This is a genomic window from Rhodococcus sp. NPDC057529, assembly GCF_042802055.1.
Taxonomy (GTDB): Bacteria; Actinomycetota; Actinomycetes; order Mycobacteriales; family Mycobacteriaceae; genus Rhodococcus_F.
Genome location: NZ_JBHVEY010000021.1, coordinates 25483 through 40860 on the forward strand (window position 1 = coordinate 25483; position 15378 = coordinate 40860).

The following is a 15378-nucleotide window of genomic DNA, read 5'->3' on the forward strand; positions in this document are numbered from 1 at the left end:
GTGAACGGAGGCTTGCCTCCGTAGTGGATGATGAACGGGTGAGTCAAGACCCCACGGCAGAGAACGAGACCGACGCCGAAGACCGGAACGACGGTGACACGTCCGGCGCCGAAGCCCCCCGGCCGGCGACGCATCAGCGCAGGCTGCTGCTGTTCGCGATCGCTGGGACGATCCTCGCGACCGACCTGCTGACGAAGATTCTCGCCGTCGCCCACATCGAGCCCGGCCGCCCGGTGTGGCTGATCGGGGACCTCGTCTCGCTGCGGCTCGTGCGCAACCCGGGCGCGGCGTTCTCGATGGCCACCGGCATGACGTGGCTGCTGACCCTCGTCGCCGTGGGTGTGGTGATCGGCGTCGTCCGCATCGGACGGACGCTGCGGTCGCCGTGGTGGGCGCTCGGTCTCGGGCTGGTGCTCGGGGGCGCGCTCGGCAATCTCGTCGACCGGTTCTTCCGGGCCCCCGGAGTGATGCAGGGGCACGTCGTCGATTTCGTCTCCGTCGGCTGGTGGCCGGTGTTCAACGTGGCGGACTCCGCGATCGTGTGCGGTGCGATCCTGCTCGTCGTGCTCACCCTGGTGGGGCTGGAACCGGACGGAACGCGCAAGGGGGTAGAGAAGTGAGGGAAACACGGTCGATGCCGGTCCCGGACGGGCTCGAGGCGATGCGGGTCGACGCCGGCCTCGCCCGGCTGCTCGGTCTGTCGCGCACCGCGGTCGCGCAGCTCACCGAGGAAGGCTCGGTGCTCGTCGACGGCGCGCCCGTCGGCAAGTCCGACCGGCTGTCCGCAGGCACGTGGCTCGAGGTGGAACTACCCGAACCGCCGCGGCCGCTGACCATCGAGGCGGAGCCCGTCGAGGGCATGGACATCCTGTACGCCGACGACGACGTGGTCGCCGTCGACAAGCCCGTGGGGGTCGCGGCCCACGCCAGCGTGGGGTGGACCGGTCCGACGGTGATCGGCGGCCTCGCCGCCGCCGGCTTCCGGATCTCGACGTCCGGGGCGCACGAGCGTCAGGGCATCGTGCACCGGCTGGACGTCGGCACGTCCGGAGTGATGGTGGTGGCCACGTCGGAGCGCGCCTACACGCTCCTCAAGCGCGCGTTCAAGCAGCGGACCATCGACAAGCGGTACCACGCGCTGGTGCAGGGCCACCCGGATCCGAGCAGCGGAACCATCGACGCGCCCATCGGCAGACATCGCAGCAACGACTGGAAGTTCGCGGTCACCGCCGACGGCAAACCCAGCATCACCCACTACGACACGGTCGAGGCGTTCCAGGCAGCGAGCCTGCTGGACATCCACCTGGAGACGGGCCGGACCCATCAGATCCGCGTCCACTTCGCGGCGCTGCGGCACCCGTGCTGCGGCGACCTCACGTACGGGGCCGATCCGCGGCTGGCGGAGCGCCTCGGGCTGGAGCGCCAGTGGCTGCACGCCCGGTCGCTCGGTTTCGCGCATCCCGCGGACGGGCGGTGGGTCGAGATCACGTCCAAGTACCCGAAGGATCTCGAGGACGCTCTCGGGGTTCTGCGGGCGAGCTGAGGTGCGGTTCCCGCGCCCCGGCGGTACCGCGGTGGCGGCGGTGCTCACCGCTGGCGTCCTGATCGCGGTGACGGTCGTACTCGGGGCACTGAACCCCGTTCGGCGGACGCCCGTGTCGACGGACACACTGGGCCCGGACAACGGGGAAGTGGTGGCCGACTACCTGGCCAGGGCGGACCGATCGCTCGACGAGGCGGACGGTGGCCAGGAGCGCTGGGCGCTGGTCTCGTTCACGCGTCCGGTGACCACGGAGGCCGTCCGGGACGCCGCATCCGGCGCCCGGGTGTCGCAGGTGCTGTTCCGCGTGCCGCTCGACCGTGTACAGACGCCGCTCGTACCCGTGTCCGTCGCGGCAGGCGACGCGGCCCTCGCCCGGGCGAGTGTCCTGGCCGCCGGCCGCGCCCAGGCAATGACGGGCGAGACGGAGCGACAGGCGCAGATCGCGGCGGTCTCGTCGGCGGCACTCGCCCGGAACTGCGCGTGCGTCATCGGCGTCGTCGTCCGCGGTGATCACGACACCCTGTCCGCGCTGCGGTCCGAACCGGACGTCCGGGTGGTCGAGGCGCTCGGCGCCGACGCCGTCGCCGGGCGGTTCGCGGTGCGCCCGCTGCTGCCGGAGCAGGTCGAGACCGTCGCGCCCGGACCCGACGACGGGGTCGTCCCGGGGACCGATTCGTGACGGCGCGGAAGGCGGAAACCGTGGGCGCGGCCTGCGGGGTCGGTGCCTACGTGCTGTGGGGCGCGTTTCCGGCGTTCTTCGGTCTGCTCGGGCCGGCCGGGTCGGTGGAGATCCTCGCGCACCGCGTGGTGTGGACGCTCGCACTCATGTTTCTCGTTCTCGCGGTCTCCGGCCGGCTCCACTCGCTGCGCGGGCTGAGCGCGCGCACCTGGCTGCTGGTCACGGCCGCCTCGACGGCCATCGCCGTGAACTGGGGCACCTACATCTACGGGGTCACGTCGGACCGGGTGGTCGAGACCGCGCTCGGGTATTTCATCAACCCGTTGGTGAGCGTGCTGCTGGGCGTCGTGATCTTCCGGGAACGGCTCGTTCCCGCCCAGATCGTCGCGCTCGCTCTCGCCGCGGTCGCGGTGATCGTGATCACCGTCGACTACGGGCATCCGCCGTACATCGCGCTCACCCTGGCCGCCTCGTTCGCGCTGTACGGGCTGTGCAAGAAGGTGATGCCGCTCGACCCGCGGACGAGCCTCACGGCCGAGGGCATCGTCGCCGCACCCGTCGCGATCGGCTATCTCGTGTTCCTCGCCCTCACCGGCGCAGGCACGTTCCTGGGATTCGGCGCCGGGCACACCCTGCTGCTGATGGCCGCGGGTCCGGTGACCGCCCTGCCGCTGCTGCTGTTCGGCGCCGCGGCGCAACGGGTGCCGTTGCGCACACTCGGCATGCTGCAGTACCTGACACCGGCGCTGCAGATGGCGTGGGGCGTCGCCGTTCTCCACGAGGACATGCCCGCGTCGCGGTGGATCGGTTTCGCCCTGATCTGGGTGGCGCTGGCGATCTTCAGTACCGATGCGCTGGTACGGGTCCGGCGCGAGCGCCGCAATCCCGACCCGTCCCAGGCGCCCGTCCCGTAACTCGCGTCACGACTTCGCCGACACCCGCCGTCGACGACCGGACCTGTCGGTCCGAGGGCCTACACTCGTGAGGCTCCCAGACCTTCAGAGAGGCGCACGTGGCTGACTCGTTCGTACATCTGCACAATCACACCGAGTACTCGATGCTCGACGGTGCGGCCAAGGTCGGCCCCCTGTTCGAAGAGGCCGCGCGGCTGGAGATGTCGGCGGTGGGCATGACCGACCACGGCAACATGTACGGCGCCAGCGAGTTCTACAACGTCGCGAAGAAGCAGGGCATCAAGCCGATCATCGGCATCGAGGCGTACGTCGCGCCCGAGTCCCGCTTCAACACCAAGCGTGTGCTGTGGGGCGACCGCAGCCAGAAGTCCGACGACGTCTCCGGTAGCGGTGCATACACCCACATGACGATGGTCGCGGAGAACGCGACCGGTCTGCGGAATCTGTTCAAGCTGTCCTCGCTCGCGTCGATCGAGGGTCAGCTCGGCAAGTGGGCGCGCATGGACGAAGACCTCATCGCCACCCACCACGAGGGCATCATCGCGACCACGGGCTGCCCGTCCGGCGAGATCCAGACCCGGCTGCGCCTCGGCCACGACCGGGAGGCGCTCGAGGCGGCCGCCAAGTGGCAGGAGATCTGGGGCAAGGACAACTTCTTCCTCGAGTTGATGGACCACGGACTGTCGATCGAGCGACGCGTGCGTGAGGGCCTCCTCGAGATCAGCAAGAAGCTCGAGATCCCGCCGCTCGCCACCAACGACTGCCATTACGTCACGAAGGACGCCGCGGAGAACCACGAGGCGCTCCTGTGCATCCAGACCGGCAAGACGCTGTCCGACCCCACCCGCTTCAAATTCGACGGTGACGGCTACTTCCTCAAGTCCGCCGCGGAGATGCGGGCCCTGTGGGACGACCAGGTCCCCGGCGCGTGCGACAACACCCTTCTCATCGCCGAGCGCGTCCAGTCCTACGACGACGTGTGGGCGCACCACGACCGGATGCCGATCTTCCCGGTCCCCGAGGGCGAGACGCAGGGCACCTGGTTGCGCAAGGAGGTCATGCGCGGGCTGGACCGCCGGTTCCCCGCCGGCCCGCCCGAGGAGTACCTGGCCCGCGCCGACTACGAGATCGGCGTCATCCTCGAAATGGGTTTCCCCGCCTACTTCCTCGTCGTCGGCGACCTCATCAACCACGCGCGCGAGGTCGGCATCCGGGTCGGCCCCGGCCGAGGCTCGGCCGCCGGTTCGCTCGTCGCCTACGCGATGGGCATCACCAACATCGACCCCATCCCGCACGGCCTGCTGTTCGAGCGGTTCCTGAACCCCGAGCGCGTGTCCATGCCCGATATCGACATCGACTTCGACGATCGCCGTCGCGGCGAGATGGTGCGCTACGCGACGGACAAGTGGGGCAGCGACCGCGTCGCACAGGTCATCACGTTCGGCACCATCAAGACGAAGGCGGCGATCAAGGACTCCGCCCGAGTCCAGTTCGGTCAGCCCGGTTTCGCGATCGCCGACCAGATCACCAAGGCGCTGCCGCCGCCGATCATGGCCAAGGACATCTCGGTGTCCGGCATCACCGACCCGAATCACGAGCGCTACAAGGAAGCGGTGGAGGTTCGCGCCCTCATCGACTCCAACCCGGACGTCGCGAAGATCTACCAGACGGCCAAGGGGCTCGAGGGCCTGATCCGCAACGCCGGCGTCCACGCCTGCGCGGTGATCATGTCGTCCGAACCGCTGATGGACGCGATTCCCGTGTGGAAGCGCGCCCAGGACGGCGCCATCATCACCGGCTGGGACTACCCGTCGTGCGAGGCCATCGGCCTGCTGAAGATGGACTTCCTCGGACTGCGGAACCTCACCGTCATCGGTGACGCCATCGACAACATCAAGGCGAACCGGGGGATCGAACTCGATCTCGACACCCTCGCGCTCGACGACACGGCCACGTACGAACTGCTCTCGCGTGGCGACACTCTCGGTGTGTTCCAGCTCGACGGCAGCGCGATGCGCGACCTGCTGCGCCGCATGCAGCCCACCGGTTTCGAGGACATCGTCGCGGTGCTCGCGCTGTACCGGCCCGGTCCGATGGGCATGAACGCGCACAACGACTACGCCGACCGCAAGAACGGGCGGCAAGAGGTCAAACCCATCCACCCGGAACTCGAGGAGCCCCTGAAGGAGATCCTGGCCGACACGTACGGCCTGATCGTCTATCAGGAGCAGATCATGCAGATCGCGCAGAAGGTGGCCGGGTACTCGCTCGGACAGGCCGACATTCTCCGCCGCGCCATGGGTAAGAAGAAGCTGTCGGTGCTGGAGGAGGCGTACGCCGGTTTCCGCGAGGGCATGCTCGCCAACGAGTTCTCCGAGCCCGCCATCAAGGCGCTGTGGGACACCATCCTCCCGTTCGCCGGGTACGCGTTCAACAAGTCGCACGCCGCCGGGTACGGCCTGGTGTCGTTCTGGACCGGGTACCTCAAGGCCAACTATCCGGCCGAGTACATGGCCGGTCTGCTCACCTCGGTCGGTGACGACAAGGACAAGGCCGCCGTCTATCTCGCGGACTGCCGCAAGATGGGCATCACCGTGCTCCCGCCGGACGTCAACGAATCGGAGGTCAACTTCGCCTCCGTCGGCGAGGACATCCGGTTCGGCATGGGCGCCGTCCGCAACGTCGGTGCCAACGTGGTGGGTTCGATCATCAAGGCGCGCAAGGAGAAGTCCAAGTTCGTCGACTTCTCCGACTACCTCAACAAGATCGACGCGGCCGCCTGCTCCAAGAAGGTCACCGAATCGCTGATCAAGGCGGGCGGATTCGACTCGCTGGGCCACCCGCGCAAGGGGCTCATGCTCGTCCACGCCGACGCCATCGACGCGGTGATGGGCACCAAGAAGGCGGAGGCGATCGGCCAGTTCGACCTGTTCGGCGGCGACGACGCCGACGAGTCGATCGCTTCGGTGTTCAACGTGAAGATCCCCGAGGAGGAGTGGGACTCCAAGCACCGGTTGGCGCTGGAGCGGGAGATGCTGGGACTGTACGTGTCCGGGCACCCGCTCAACGGCGTCGAGCACGTGCTGTCGGCGCAGTCCGACACCGCGATCCCGACCATCCTCGAAGGCGACGTCAAGGACGGCACCCAGGTCACCGTCGGCGGCATTCTCGCGTCGGTGAACCGGCGGATCAACAAGAACGGTCTCACCTGGGCGTCCGCGCAGCTCGAGGACCTGACCGGTGGTATCGAGGTGCTGTTCTTCCCGCAGGCCTACTCGGTGTACGGGATGGACGTCACCGAGGACTCGGTGGTGCTCGTCAAGGCGCGTGTGTCGATCCGTGACGACCGGATCTCCCTCATCGCCAACGACCTTGCGGTGCCGGACCTCTCGGCGGTGGGGGTTGCGAAGCCGTTGGCGGTCAGTCTGCCGCTGCGTCAGTGCACCAAGGACAAGATCGGCGCGCTGCGTCAGGTGCTCACCCGCCATCCGGGCACGTCGGACGTGCACGTGCGGTTGATCGGCGGCACCGAGGTCACGTTGTGGAAGGTGGACGACGTACTCCGGGTGGAACCGTCGTCGGCGTTGATGGGCGACCTCAAGGCGCTGCTCGGACCGAGTTGCCTGTCCGTATGATCGCTTCGATGGGTGAGGTCAGGAGCGCGGCGGGAAGAGCCGCCGCGCCCACCACACCACGACGGCGGCCGCGGCGGCCGTGAGAACGGCCGCCTGCAGCGTCTGCGTGACGACGAGGATCGTGACGAACACCAGCAGTGCGACTGCCAGGGCCTCCAGCTTGTAGAGGGGCCACTCGGTGCCGGCGAGATCGACGGTCCGGGCGGGAGCGCTGCGGGGCACATCGCGGCGCACCCAAGCGTCGTGTGTCGTCATCGCAGGTCACCTCACTGGAGAAGGTCGGGGGAAGCGGACGTCCCCGCGTGCGATCAGGGTACTCGGAATCCGGAGTTCGGCGCAACGAACAAACAGATGCGGTCGTTCGCATGCGTGCTGGTTCGGTGGAATCGGTGGCGGGCTCTCACGGAGCGGGTGTTGACTGGACGCATGCCACTCACAGGTGAATACGAACCCAGTCCGTCCAAGTGGGCAGCGGATCAGGCCGAGTTGATGGAATCCACCGACGGTGCCGAGGGCACGACGTTGGGCGGCAGGCCCGTCGTCCTGCTGACCACCCGGGGCGCGAAATCCGGCAAGATCCGCAAGACGCCGTTGATGCGCGTCGAGCACGACGGGACGTACGCGGTCGTCGCCTCGCTCGGCGGCGCCCCGAAGAACCCGGTCTGGTACTACAACGTGAAGGCCGAGCCGCACGTCGAACTCCGCGACGGCTCGTCGACCCGCGACATGGTGGCCCGTGAGGTGACGGGCGACGAGAAGGCTGCGTGGTGGGAGCGTGCCGTCGCCGCGTTCCCGGACTACGCCGAGTATCAGAAAAAGACCGACCGGGAGATCCCGGTGTTCGTGCTCGAACCGGCCTGAGTCCCGATGAGAGCGAAAGCGTCGGCGTTGTCGGGGACGGTGACGAACGGGGGTGTCGGTGAGGCCGTGACAATGGCGAAGTCGAACGCCCGGAACGTGCCGCGACCGTCCCGCTTCGATCCGCGCGGCTGAACCCGACTGGTATCCCATGGCCGGAGAGTGGGAACATATCCGGGTGTCCACATCGCCCGATACCGCAGCCCAGAACATCGCCTCGCCCCTGACAGTGGGCGATATCGACGCGGCCATCGAGCGAATTTCCCACGTGATCGACGCGACCCCACTGCAGTGGAGCGAACGCCTGTCTTCCCTGACCGGCGCGAACGTCTACCTCAAGCGTGAAGACCTGCAGGTCGTGCGCTCCTACAAACTCCGTGGCGCCTACAACCTCATGGCCCAGCTCGACGCCGGCGAGCGTGCCGCCGGAGTCGTGACGGCCAGTGCCGGCAACCATGCGCAGGGCGTCGCGTTCGCCTGCCGGACAATGGAAATCACCGGCCGCATCTACGTCCCGTCGAACACCCCCAAGCAGAAGCGTGACCGCATCCGTGCGCACGGAGGCGAGTTCGTCGAGCTGATCCTGACGGGGGAGACGTACGACGCCGCCGCTGCTGCGGCCGCCGCCGACGTGCGGCGGACGGGCGCGACGATGGTTGCGCCGTTCGACGACGCCCGGACCGCGGCCGGTCAGGGCACCATCGCCGCCGAGATCCTCGCCCAGCTCGGCGCGGCCCCCGATTCCGTTCTGGTCCCGGTCGGCGGCGGCGGGTGCATCGCCGGCATCGCGACATATCTGCACGCGCACGCACCGCGCACGGCCATCGTCGGCGTGGAACCGACGGGGGCGGCGTCGATGACGGCGGCCCTGGTGGCCGGTGGTCCCGTGACGTTGACGGAGATCGATCCGTTCGTCGACGGCGCGTCGGTCAAGCGGGTCGGCGACCTGCCCTACGCCGTGGTCTCCGCCCTCGGCGCCGAGGTGGTGACGCACACGTCGCTGGGCCAGGCCGGCGGGGCGTCCACGATCCGGCTCGATCCGGAGAGCTTCGTGATGACCAATCTCGACGAGGGCGCGCTGTGCACCGCGATGCTCGAGCTGTATCAGAACGAGGGCATCATCGCCGAGCCGGCGGGCGCGCTGTCGGTGGCGGCGCTCGCGAACATCACGTTCGAGCCGGGTTCCACGGTGGTGTGCCTGATCTCGGGTGGCAACAACGACGTCTCGCGGTACGGCGAGATTCTGGAACGTTCGCTGGTGAATCTCGGGCTCAAGCACTACTTCCTCGTCGACTTCCCGCAGGAGCCGGGCGCGCTGCGCCGATTCCTGGACGAGGTGCTCGGCCCCGAGGACGACATCACCCTGTTCGAGTACGTGAAGCGCAACAACCGGGAGACCGGCGCCGCCCTGGTGGGTATCGAACTCGGCAAGGCAGAGGGGCTCGGCGAGCTGCTCGAGCGGATGGAGCAGTCCCGGATGCAGGTGGAACGCCTGGAGCCGGGAAGCCCCGCGTACCGCTACCTCACCTGAGCCGCTCCTTCTGCAGCAGCCGCGCGACGACCTTCTTGTACAGCTCGGGCTCGGGCATGGGAAGCCTGAGCAGCGCGGCCAGGTAGATGCCGTCGCCGACGAGGCGCACGATCTCGGCCTGCACGGGATCGTCGATCTCGTCTTGAAGGCCCTCGTCCCAGCTGCGCATGACGTCGGTGACGGCCTTCTGGATCTCGTCGTGCTGACCGTCGACGCTCCGTAGCGCGGCGATGGTCGAACGGTAGAGGGCGAGTTCTTCGGTGGTGCTCGCGTCGGGGACCTGCAGATACCACTCGGACATCGAGGTGCCCCCGGAGACGGCGTCGGCGAGCTGGGCGTCGGCCCGCTCGCCGAGCCGGCGCACCATGGCGGCGAGCAGGGCTTCCTTGCTGGGGAAGTGATAGAGCAGCCCGCCCTTGGACACCCCGGCCTCCGCGGCGACCGCCTCGAGGGTCACCTGGGCTATTCCCACGTCGAGTAGCAGCTTCTCGAGGGCGTCGAGTATTCGATCGCGCGTACCGGCAGCCATGGAGAGGGACTGTACCCGGGAAATAACTTTACCGTCCGGACGGTTCACGATAAGGTAACAGAACTGTACCGGCTGGACGGTTCATACATTCGTGCCAGCTCTCGAAACGGAAAGTCGCAGGAAGATAAATGTCTGTCTCCACGGATCGCGGGATCAACGACGCCTACGGCGCACCAGGTCAGCCCTCCGCGTCGCGCCGAGACTGGCTCGGACTCGTCGTCCTGGCATTCGCCGTCCTCCTCATCGCCGTCGACGGCACGGTGCTCGACCTCGCCCTGCCGTTCATCAGCGCCGACCTCGAACCCAGCAGCACGCAGCTGCTGTGGATCATCGACGTCTACTCGTTCGTCCTCGCCGGACTGCTCATCACCATGGGCACCCTCGGCGACCGCATCGGACGGCGTCGCCTGCTGCTCCTCGGCGCCGCCGGATTCGGTATCGCCTCGCTGATCGCGGCGTGGGCGCCGACACCCGAGATGCTGATCGCGGCCCGCGTGCTGCAGGGAATCTCCGGCGCCACGCTGATGCCCGCGACCCTCGGCCTGATCCGCACGATCTTCGTCGACCCGCGCCAGCGGACCCTCGCCATCGGCGTGTGGGGCGCGATGGCCGGCGGCGGCACCGCGGCCGGCCCGCTGATCGGCGGCTGGCTGCTCGAGCACTTCTGGTGGGGCTCGGTGTTCCTGATCAACCTCCCCGTGATGCTCGTGCTGATCGCCGTGGGACCGCTCGTGATCCCCGAGTCGAAGGACCCCGCACCGGGACGGTTCGACCTGCTCAGCGCCGCGTTGTCGATGACGACGATGCTGCCGCTGGTGTACGCGGTCAAGGAGACCGTGGTGCACGGCATCGACCCGCTGCTCCTCGGCGTCGGTCTCGTCGGCGTCCTGTCGGGCGTGGTGTTCGTGCGCAGGCAGAGGTCGATGACGGACCCGATGATCGACATCGGCCTGTTCGCGAAGCCCGCGTTCTCGACCGCCGTCCTCACCAACCTGCTGTCCATCTTCGCGCTCGCCGGTGTGCTGTTCTTCGGCTCGCAGTACCTGCAGTTGGTGCTGGGTAACACTGCGTTCGAATCGGGTGTGCTGATGCTGCCCGGCATGCTGATGAGCGCGGTCACCGCGCTCGCGGCGGCCTGGATGGTGCGCCGTTGGGCCACCTCCCACGTGCTCGGCGGCGGTCTCGCCGTCGCGGGTGTGGGTGCGGCACTGATGCTCACGCTCGGCGTGGACGGTGCCCCGACGATGTTCGTGGTCGGCTTCGGTCTCGCCGGAGCAGGTGTCGGTATCGCGCTGACACTGACGTCCGACCTCGTGGTGAGCGCCGTCGAGCCCGAACGGGCCGGCGCCGCCTCCGCGGTGTCCGAGACCGCGTACGAACTCGGCATCGCACTCGGTGTCGCCGTGCTCGGCAGCGTCGTCATGGCGATCTTCCGGAACGGCCTCGACACGTCGATGCTGCCGCAGGAACAGATCGAGCCCGCCCAGGGCACGCTCGGCGCCGCGGTCGCGGAGGCGCAGCATCTCCCCGAGGCGGCGCGGACGGTGTTCCTCGAGTCCGCGCAGTCTGCCTTCGTCGACGGCATGCACGTCGCCGCGGGCGCGACCGCCGTGATCCTGTTCGCGACCGCGATCCTCGTCCTGCGGATGCTGCGCGACCGTCAGGGTGAGCTGTCGAGCACCACGAACGAATGACCCGGTAGTACCGTCGCCGACCCGGTCTCGTCCTGCGTCGGCGGCTCCCACCACACCACGGGGGAGCCGCCGACCGGGACGGTCACCGGTTCGGCACCGAGGTTGCAGGCCAGGCGAAGTGCGCCGCGGTGCACCACGATCCACTGCTGCGCCTCGTCGTAGTCGACGGACAGGTTCTCAAGCCACGGGTCCGTCAGCTCGGCGCGCCCCCGGCGAAGTCGCAGCAGCGAGCGGTAGCAGTCCAGCAGCCGGGCATGCGGCTGCTGGGCCGGTTCGTCCCAGTCGAGCTTGGACCGCTCGAACGTCGCCGGGTCCTGCGGGTCGGGAACGTCGTCCGTGCTCCAGCCGTGCTCGGCGAACTCGGCCTTGCGTCCCTCCGCCGTCGCCCGCGCGAGCTCCGGCTCCGGGTGTGAGGTGAAGAACTGGAACGGGGTGCTCGCCCCCCATTCCTCGCCCATGAACAGCATCGGCGTGAACGGCGAGCAGAGCACGAGCGCCGCCTTCACGGCGAGCTGCCCGGAATCGAGATACGTGCCGGGGCGGTCGCCGATTGCCCGGTTGCCGATCTGATCGTGCGTGCACGTGTACGTGACCAGCGAACTCGCCGGGATCCGCCGTGTGTCCAGCGGCCTGCCGTGGATGCGACCCCGGAACGTCGAAAACGTGCCCGCGTGGAACCAACCGTGACGCAGCGTGTCCGCGAGGCAGGCCATCGAACCGAAATCTCCGTAATAGCCCTGTCTCTCACCGGAGACGGCCGCGTGGATGGCGTGATGCACGTCGTCGTCCCACTGGGCGTCGAGGCCGTAGCCGCCCGCCGACCGCGACGTGATCAGGCGCGGGTCGTTGAGGTCGCTCTCCGCGACGAGCGTCAGCGGCCGCCTCAGGTGCGCGGACAGCCGGCGGGTCTCGACGGCCAGATCCTCGAGAAGGTGAGTGGCGGTGTGATCGACGAGCGCGTGGACGGCGTCGAGGCGGAGCGCGTCGATGTGGAATTCGCGGAACCAGCGCAGCGCGTTGCCGATGATGTAGCGCCGCACCTCGCCGCTGTCCGGTCCGTCCAGGTTGATGCTCCGGCCCCAGGTGTTGGCGCCCTGCGCCAGGTACGGGCCGTACCGGTCGAGGTAATTCCCCGACGGTCCGAGGTGGTTGTAGACGGCGTCGAGGACCACGCCGAGACCGCGGGCGTGACACGCGTCGACGAGGGTCTGCAGCCCGTCCGGTCCGCCGTAGCCCTCGTGCACCGTGTACCAGAGGACGCCGTCGTATCCCCAGTTGTGGGTTCCGTTGAACCCGTTGACCGGCATCAGTTCCACGAAATCGACACCGAGGTCGACGAGATGGTCGAGCCGGCCGACCGCAGCGGCGAACGTGCCCTCCGGGGTGAACGTGCCGACGTGCAATTCGTAGACGACGGAACCGGCGAGCTGCCGCCCGGTCCACTGCGAGTCGGTCCAGAGGCTCTCGTCGAGCGTGTGGAGCTGGGACGCGCTGTCCACGCCGTCGGGCTGGCGCGGCGACCGGGGATCGGGGAGCGGGGTGTCGCTGTCGCCGAGGAGGAACGCGTACCGGGAGTCCGGTGACGCGTCGACGTCGGCCCGCCACCACCCGTCGGGTGACGGGGTCATGTCGTGGCGCCTGCCGTCGACCTCCACGGAGACGGATGCCGGGATCGGGGCCCATACCTCGAATGTGTGCACCCGATCAGCATGCCTCGACCGGGCGGGCCGCGCAGGGCAGTCAGCTCTCGGGCGGGCCGGAGTCCTCGACCTCCTCGATGATCTCGGCGCCGAGGACCGACAGCCGGTGTTCCTCGGCGTCCTGCACGGTGCCGAAGTCCTGCTCCTCGAGCACGTTACGGTCCTTGTCGAGGTATCGATACGTAGCCATGCCCCCACGATGGCACACGGCGGCGGAGATGGCGGCGAGTCGGCCCTTTCGCCCCGGTTCCGGAAGTAGCAAGCTGAGAGTACGGACTCGAACGTCGCGAGGAGCAGTCATGCACGTAGCAGTGGGAGACCGGTTGCACGTACAAGGCAGGGTGGTCGGGGTGCACGAGACGACCGCCGAGGTCGTGGAGGTACACGGGGAGAACGGCGAACCGCCCTATCTCGTCCGATACGACGACGGCCACGAGGCCCTCGTGTTTCCCGGTTCCGACGCCTGGGTGGAACACCCGAAGTCGTAGGCACCGAACGCGTCGCCTGGTCCAGGCGCGGCGGATCGCCGTGCCGCATTGGTTGCACGATCGATGAATCGAATGCGTCTATCGTGAGACCGTGCCCGATGCCGCCAAGAGGCCCTACAGTTCGCCGCTGCGTGCGGAATCGGCGCGCCGGACCCGCGGCCTCGTCCGGGATGCCGCCGCCCGGCTGTTCGCCGAGCAGGGATACGTCAGCACCACGGTGCGGAACGTGGCCGAGGCGGCCGGGGTGTCGGCCCGCACGGTGTTCACCGCGTTCCCGGGCGGCAAAGCGGAACTGTTCCACGAGGCACTGCACGCCGCGATCCAGGGCGACACCGACGCCGCTCCTGCCGCCCGCACACCCCGGGACGGCGACCCCGTGGAGCGGATCCTCGAACAGATGGTGGAGTACAGCACCGACGTGCTGGAGCGGGCCGGCGCCCTGATGGCGACGTCGATCGAATCCTCGGGAGCGGATGCAGACATGCGGCGGTTCGCGAACGAGGGGGCACGGGCGTCCGCCGAGAATGCGGTGACCCTCGCCGAGGGACTCGCGGCGCACGAACTGCTGCGTCCCGAGATCTCCGTTCAGCGGGCCGCCGACGTGTTGTTCACGGTCGTGTCGCCGCAGGTGTATTCGATGCTGCGCCTGCAGTGCGGGTGGGATGTCGACGACTACCGGAACTGGGTGAAGGCGACGATCCGGGCGAGTCTGCTCCACTGAACGGGTTCCGTCTACGGCAACAGGATGAACTTGCCCGCCGCGTGCGGCTTCCGGAGATCGGCATGCGCGCGCGCCGCCTCCGACAGCGCGTACGTGCGCGCGACCCGCACCCGTACGTCGCCGTTGCCGGCGAGGTCGACGAGGGCGGCTCGGAACCGTTTACGCAGTTCCATGCCTTCCGCGCCCAGAGTCCCCACGATCCGGAACCCCGCCTCGACCGGCCGTGGCCCGGGGACGGTCGTCACCAACCGCGACGGGTGGCGCACCAGGTCCACGGACACGTCGACGGCCTCGTCGCTGCCCGCGGTGTCGATCACGGCGTCCACCCCGTCCGGTGCCAGAACCCGGATCCGGTCGCTCAGGCCGTCCCCGTACGACACCGGGGTCGCGCCGAGCGACCGCACGTAGTCGTGGTGCTCGGGGCGCGCCGTGCCGATGATCGTGGCGCCGCGGGCCCGCCCCAACTGCACGACCAACGACCCCACGCCGCCCGCCGCCCCGTGCACGAGCAGCAGGTCGCCGGTGCCGACGGTCGCCGTGTCGAGGGTGTCGATCGCGGTGGCACCCACCGCGAGAAGTCCGGCCGCCTCGTTCCACGGCAACGACGCCGGTTTCGGGACCACCGAATCACCGGACACCACAAGCCGGTCCGCGTACGACTCGGACACCGGGTACGCGATCACCTCGTCGCCCACCGCGATCGGGCCCGCAGGTCCCGTGGCAGTGTCACCCACCTCCGCGACGACGCCCGCCGCCTCGCTGCCCAGCCGCATCGGTAGGGCGTCCGGGTCGGCGCCGAACGCGCCGCTGTACAGCTTGTAGTCGATCGGGTTGACCCCGATCGCGCGGACCTCGATCACCACCTCACCCGGTGCGGGACCCTCCGGTTCCGCGTCGACGACCGCGAGGACCTCCGGCCCTCCGTACGCCCGGGCAACTACACGTCGCATACCCAGGCCAGTACCCCCGTGAGTACTTCTCAACCGCGGGCGGTTGAGAAGTACTCACGGGGGCAGCAGAACCACAAGGGGCCAGGGGAAAAGAAGGGGGGTGTGGACGCGGGCAGCAGGGGGGGGCGGGGAGGGG

General features: G+C 68.8%; 15 protein-coding genes. 10 read left to right on the forward strand and 5 right to left on the reverse strand.

Features of this window, described 5'->3' with window-relative positions; genetic code table 11:
* Positions 1-23: 23 nt before the first annotated feature.
* The 5 genes from lspA (at position 24) to dnaE (ending at position 6771) form a co-directional block, all read left to right on the forward strand.
* Positions 24-620: a signal peptidase II gene (gene lspA / locus ACFU5V_RS32365; RefSeq protein WP_378436570.1), complete on the forward strand. Its 597-nt coding sequence runs from the start codon at positions 24-26 to the stop codon at positions 618-620.
* A complete protein-coding gene (locus ACFU5V_RS32370) occupies positions 617-1543 on the forward strand; it encodes an RluA family pseudouridine synthase (protein WP_378436572.1) in 927 nt (308 codons plus the stop codon). Before lspA ends, ACFU5V_RS32370 begins: the two co-directional genes overlap by 4 nt.
* 1 nt (position 1544) lies before the next feature.
* Positions 1545-2222, forward strand: coding sequence for a hypothetical protein (locus ACFU5V_RS32375; RefSeq protein ID WP_378704037.1), 678 nt, complete (start codon positions 1545-1547; stop codon positions 2220-2222).
* Positions 2219-3136 (forward strand): EamA family transporter RarD, encoded by a 918-nt coding sequence (gene rarD, locus ACFU5V_RS32380; RefSeq protein WP_378704039.1) that lies wholly within the window; start codon positions 2219-2221, stop codon positions 3134-3136. Before ACFU5V_RS32375 ends, rarD begins: the two co-directional genes overlap by 4 nt.
* A 98-nt stretch (positions 3137-3234) precedes the next feature.
* Positions 3235-6771 (forward strand): DNA polymerase III subunit alpha, encoded by a 3537-nt coding sequence (gene dnaE, locus ACFU5V_RS32385; RefSeq protein ID WP_378704041.1) that lies wholly within the window; start codon positions 3235-3237, stop codon positions 6769-6771.
* A gap of 18 nt (positions 6772-6789) precedes the next feature.
* On the opposite strand, the gene ACFU5V_RS32390 is transcribed toward dnaE, so the two are convergent.
* Complete coding sequence (locus ACFU5V_RS32390; protein WP_378704043.1) at positions 6790-7026, reverse strand: hypothetical protein; 237 nt, start codon at positions 7024-7026, stop codon at positions 6790-6792.
* Between the two features lie 171 nt (positions 7027-7197).
* On the opposite strand from ACFU5V_RS32390, the gene ACFU5V_RS32395 reads away from it, so the two are divergent.
* Entirely contained in the window at positions 7198-7632 is a 435-nt protein-coding gene (locus ACFU5V_RS32395) for a nitroreductase family deazaflavin-dependent oxidoreductase (RefSeq protein WP_378436583.1), read from the forward strand.
* A gap of 175 nt (positions 7633-7807) precedes the next feature.
* Positions 7808-9160, forward strand: a complete 1353-nt coding sequence (gene ilvA, locus ACFU5V_RS32400; RefSeq protein ID WP_378436585.1) for a threonine ammonia-lyase IlvA — start codon at positions 7808-7810, stop codon at positions 9158-9160.
* Here the strand turns inward: ilvA and ACFU5V_RS32405 are convergent.
* Positions 9153-9689, reverse strand: a complete 537-nt coding sequence (locus tag ACFU5V_RS32405; protein ID WP_378436587.1) for a TetR/AcrR family transcriptional regulator — start codon at positions 9687-9689, stop codon at positions 9153-9155. The two genes, ilvA and ACFU5V_RS32405, sit on opposite strands and share 8 nt — an antisense overlap.
* Positions 9690-9817: 128 nt before the next feature.
* Between ACFU5V_RS32405 and ACFU5V_RS32410 the strand changes: the two genes are divergently transcribed.
* Entirely contained in the window at positions 9818-11383 is a 1566-nt protein-coding gene (locus ACFU5V_RS32410) for an MFS transporter (RefSeq protein ID WP_378436589.1), read from the forward strand.
* On the opposite strand, the gene treZ is transcribed toward ACFU5V_RS32410, so the two are convergent.
* On the reverse strand, positions 11350-13083 hold the full coding sequence (treZ, locus tag ACFU5V_RS32415) for a malto-oligosyltrehalose trehalohydrolase (RefSeq protein ID WP_378704045.1): 1734 nt from the start codon (positions 13081-13083) through the stop codon (positions 11350-11352). The genes ACFU5V_RS32410 and treZ overlap by 34 nt on opposite strands.
* Before the next feature lie 40 nt (positions 13084-13123).
* Positions 13124-13273: a hypothetical protein gene (locus ACFU5V_RS32420; protein WP_378704046.1), complete on the reverse strand. Its 150-nt coding sequence runs from the start codon at positions 13271-13273 to the stop codon at positions 13124-13126.
* A gap of 109 nt (positions 13274-13382) precedes the next feature.
* Between ACFU5V_RS32420 and ACFU5V_RS32425 the strand changes: the two genes are divergently transcribed.
* Together ACFU5V_RS32425 and ACFU5V_RS32430 are read left to right on the forward strand one after the other, a co-directional pair.
* Positions 13383-13571: a DUF1918 domain-containing protein gene (locus ACFU5V_RS32425; RefSeq protein ID WP_005247576.1), complete on the forward strand. Its 189-nt coding sequence runs from the start codon at positions 13383-13385 to the stop codon at positions 13569-13571.
* Between the two features lie 91 nt (positions 13572-13662).
* On the forward strand, positions 13663-14292 hold the full coding sequence (locus ACFU5V_RS32430) for a TetR/AcrR family transcriptional regulator (RefSeq protein ID WP_378704047.1): 630 nt from the start codon (positions 13663-13665) through the stop codon (positions 14290-14292).
* 11 nt (positions 14293-14303) lie between these two features.
* Here the strand turns inward: ACFU5V_RS32430 and ACFU5V_RS32435 are convergent, their stop codons facing one another.
* The gene (locus ACFU5V_RS32435; protein ID WP_378704049.1) at positions 14304-15242 is read right to left on the reverse strand and encodes an NADP-dependent oxidoreductase; all 939 of its coding nucleotides are present in this window, start codon (positions 15240-15242) and stop codon (positions 14304-14306) included.
* Between the last annotated feature and the right edge of the window lie 136 nt (positions 15243-15378).

What these genes read in the sequence shown, in the direction of transcription:
- ACFU5V_RS32390 (WP_378704043.1), bottom strand. Translation starts at nt 7,026, where the DNA reads ATGACGACACACGACGCTTGGGTGCGCCGCGATGTGCCCCGCAGCGCT.
- ACFU5V_RS32395 (WP_378436583.1), top strand. Translation starts at nt 7,198, where the DNA reads ATGCCACTCACAGGTGAATACGAACCCAGTCCGTCCAAGTGGGCAGCG.
- ACFU5V_RS32405 (WP_378436587.1), bottom strand. Translation starts at nt 9,689, where the DNA reads ATGGCTGCCGGTACGCGCGATCGAATACTCGACGCCCTCGAGAAGCTG.
- ACFU5V_RS32410 (WP_378436589.1), top strand. Translation starts at nt 9,818, where the DNA reads ATGTCTGTCTCCACGGATCGCGGGATCAACGACGCCTACGGCGCACCA.
- ACFU5V_RS32420 (WP_378704046.1), bottom strand. Translation starts at nt 13,273, where the DNA reads ATGGCTACGTATCGATACCTCGACAAGGACCGTAACGTGCTCGAGGAG.
- ACFU5V_RS32425 (WP_005247576.1), top strand. Translation starts at nt 13,383, where the DNA reads ATGCACGTAGCAGTGGGAGACCGGTTGCACGTACAAGGCAGGGTGGTC.
- ACFU5V_RS32435 (WP_378704049.1), bottom strand. Translation starts at nt 15,242, where the DNA reads ATGCGACGTGTAGTTGCCCGGGCGTACGGAGGGCCGGAGGTCCTCGCG.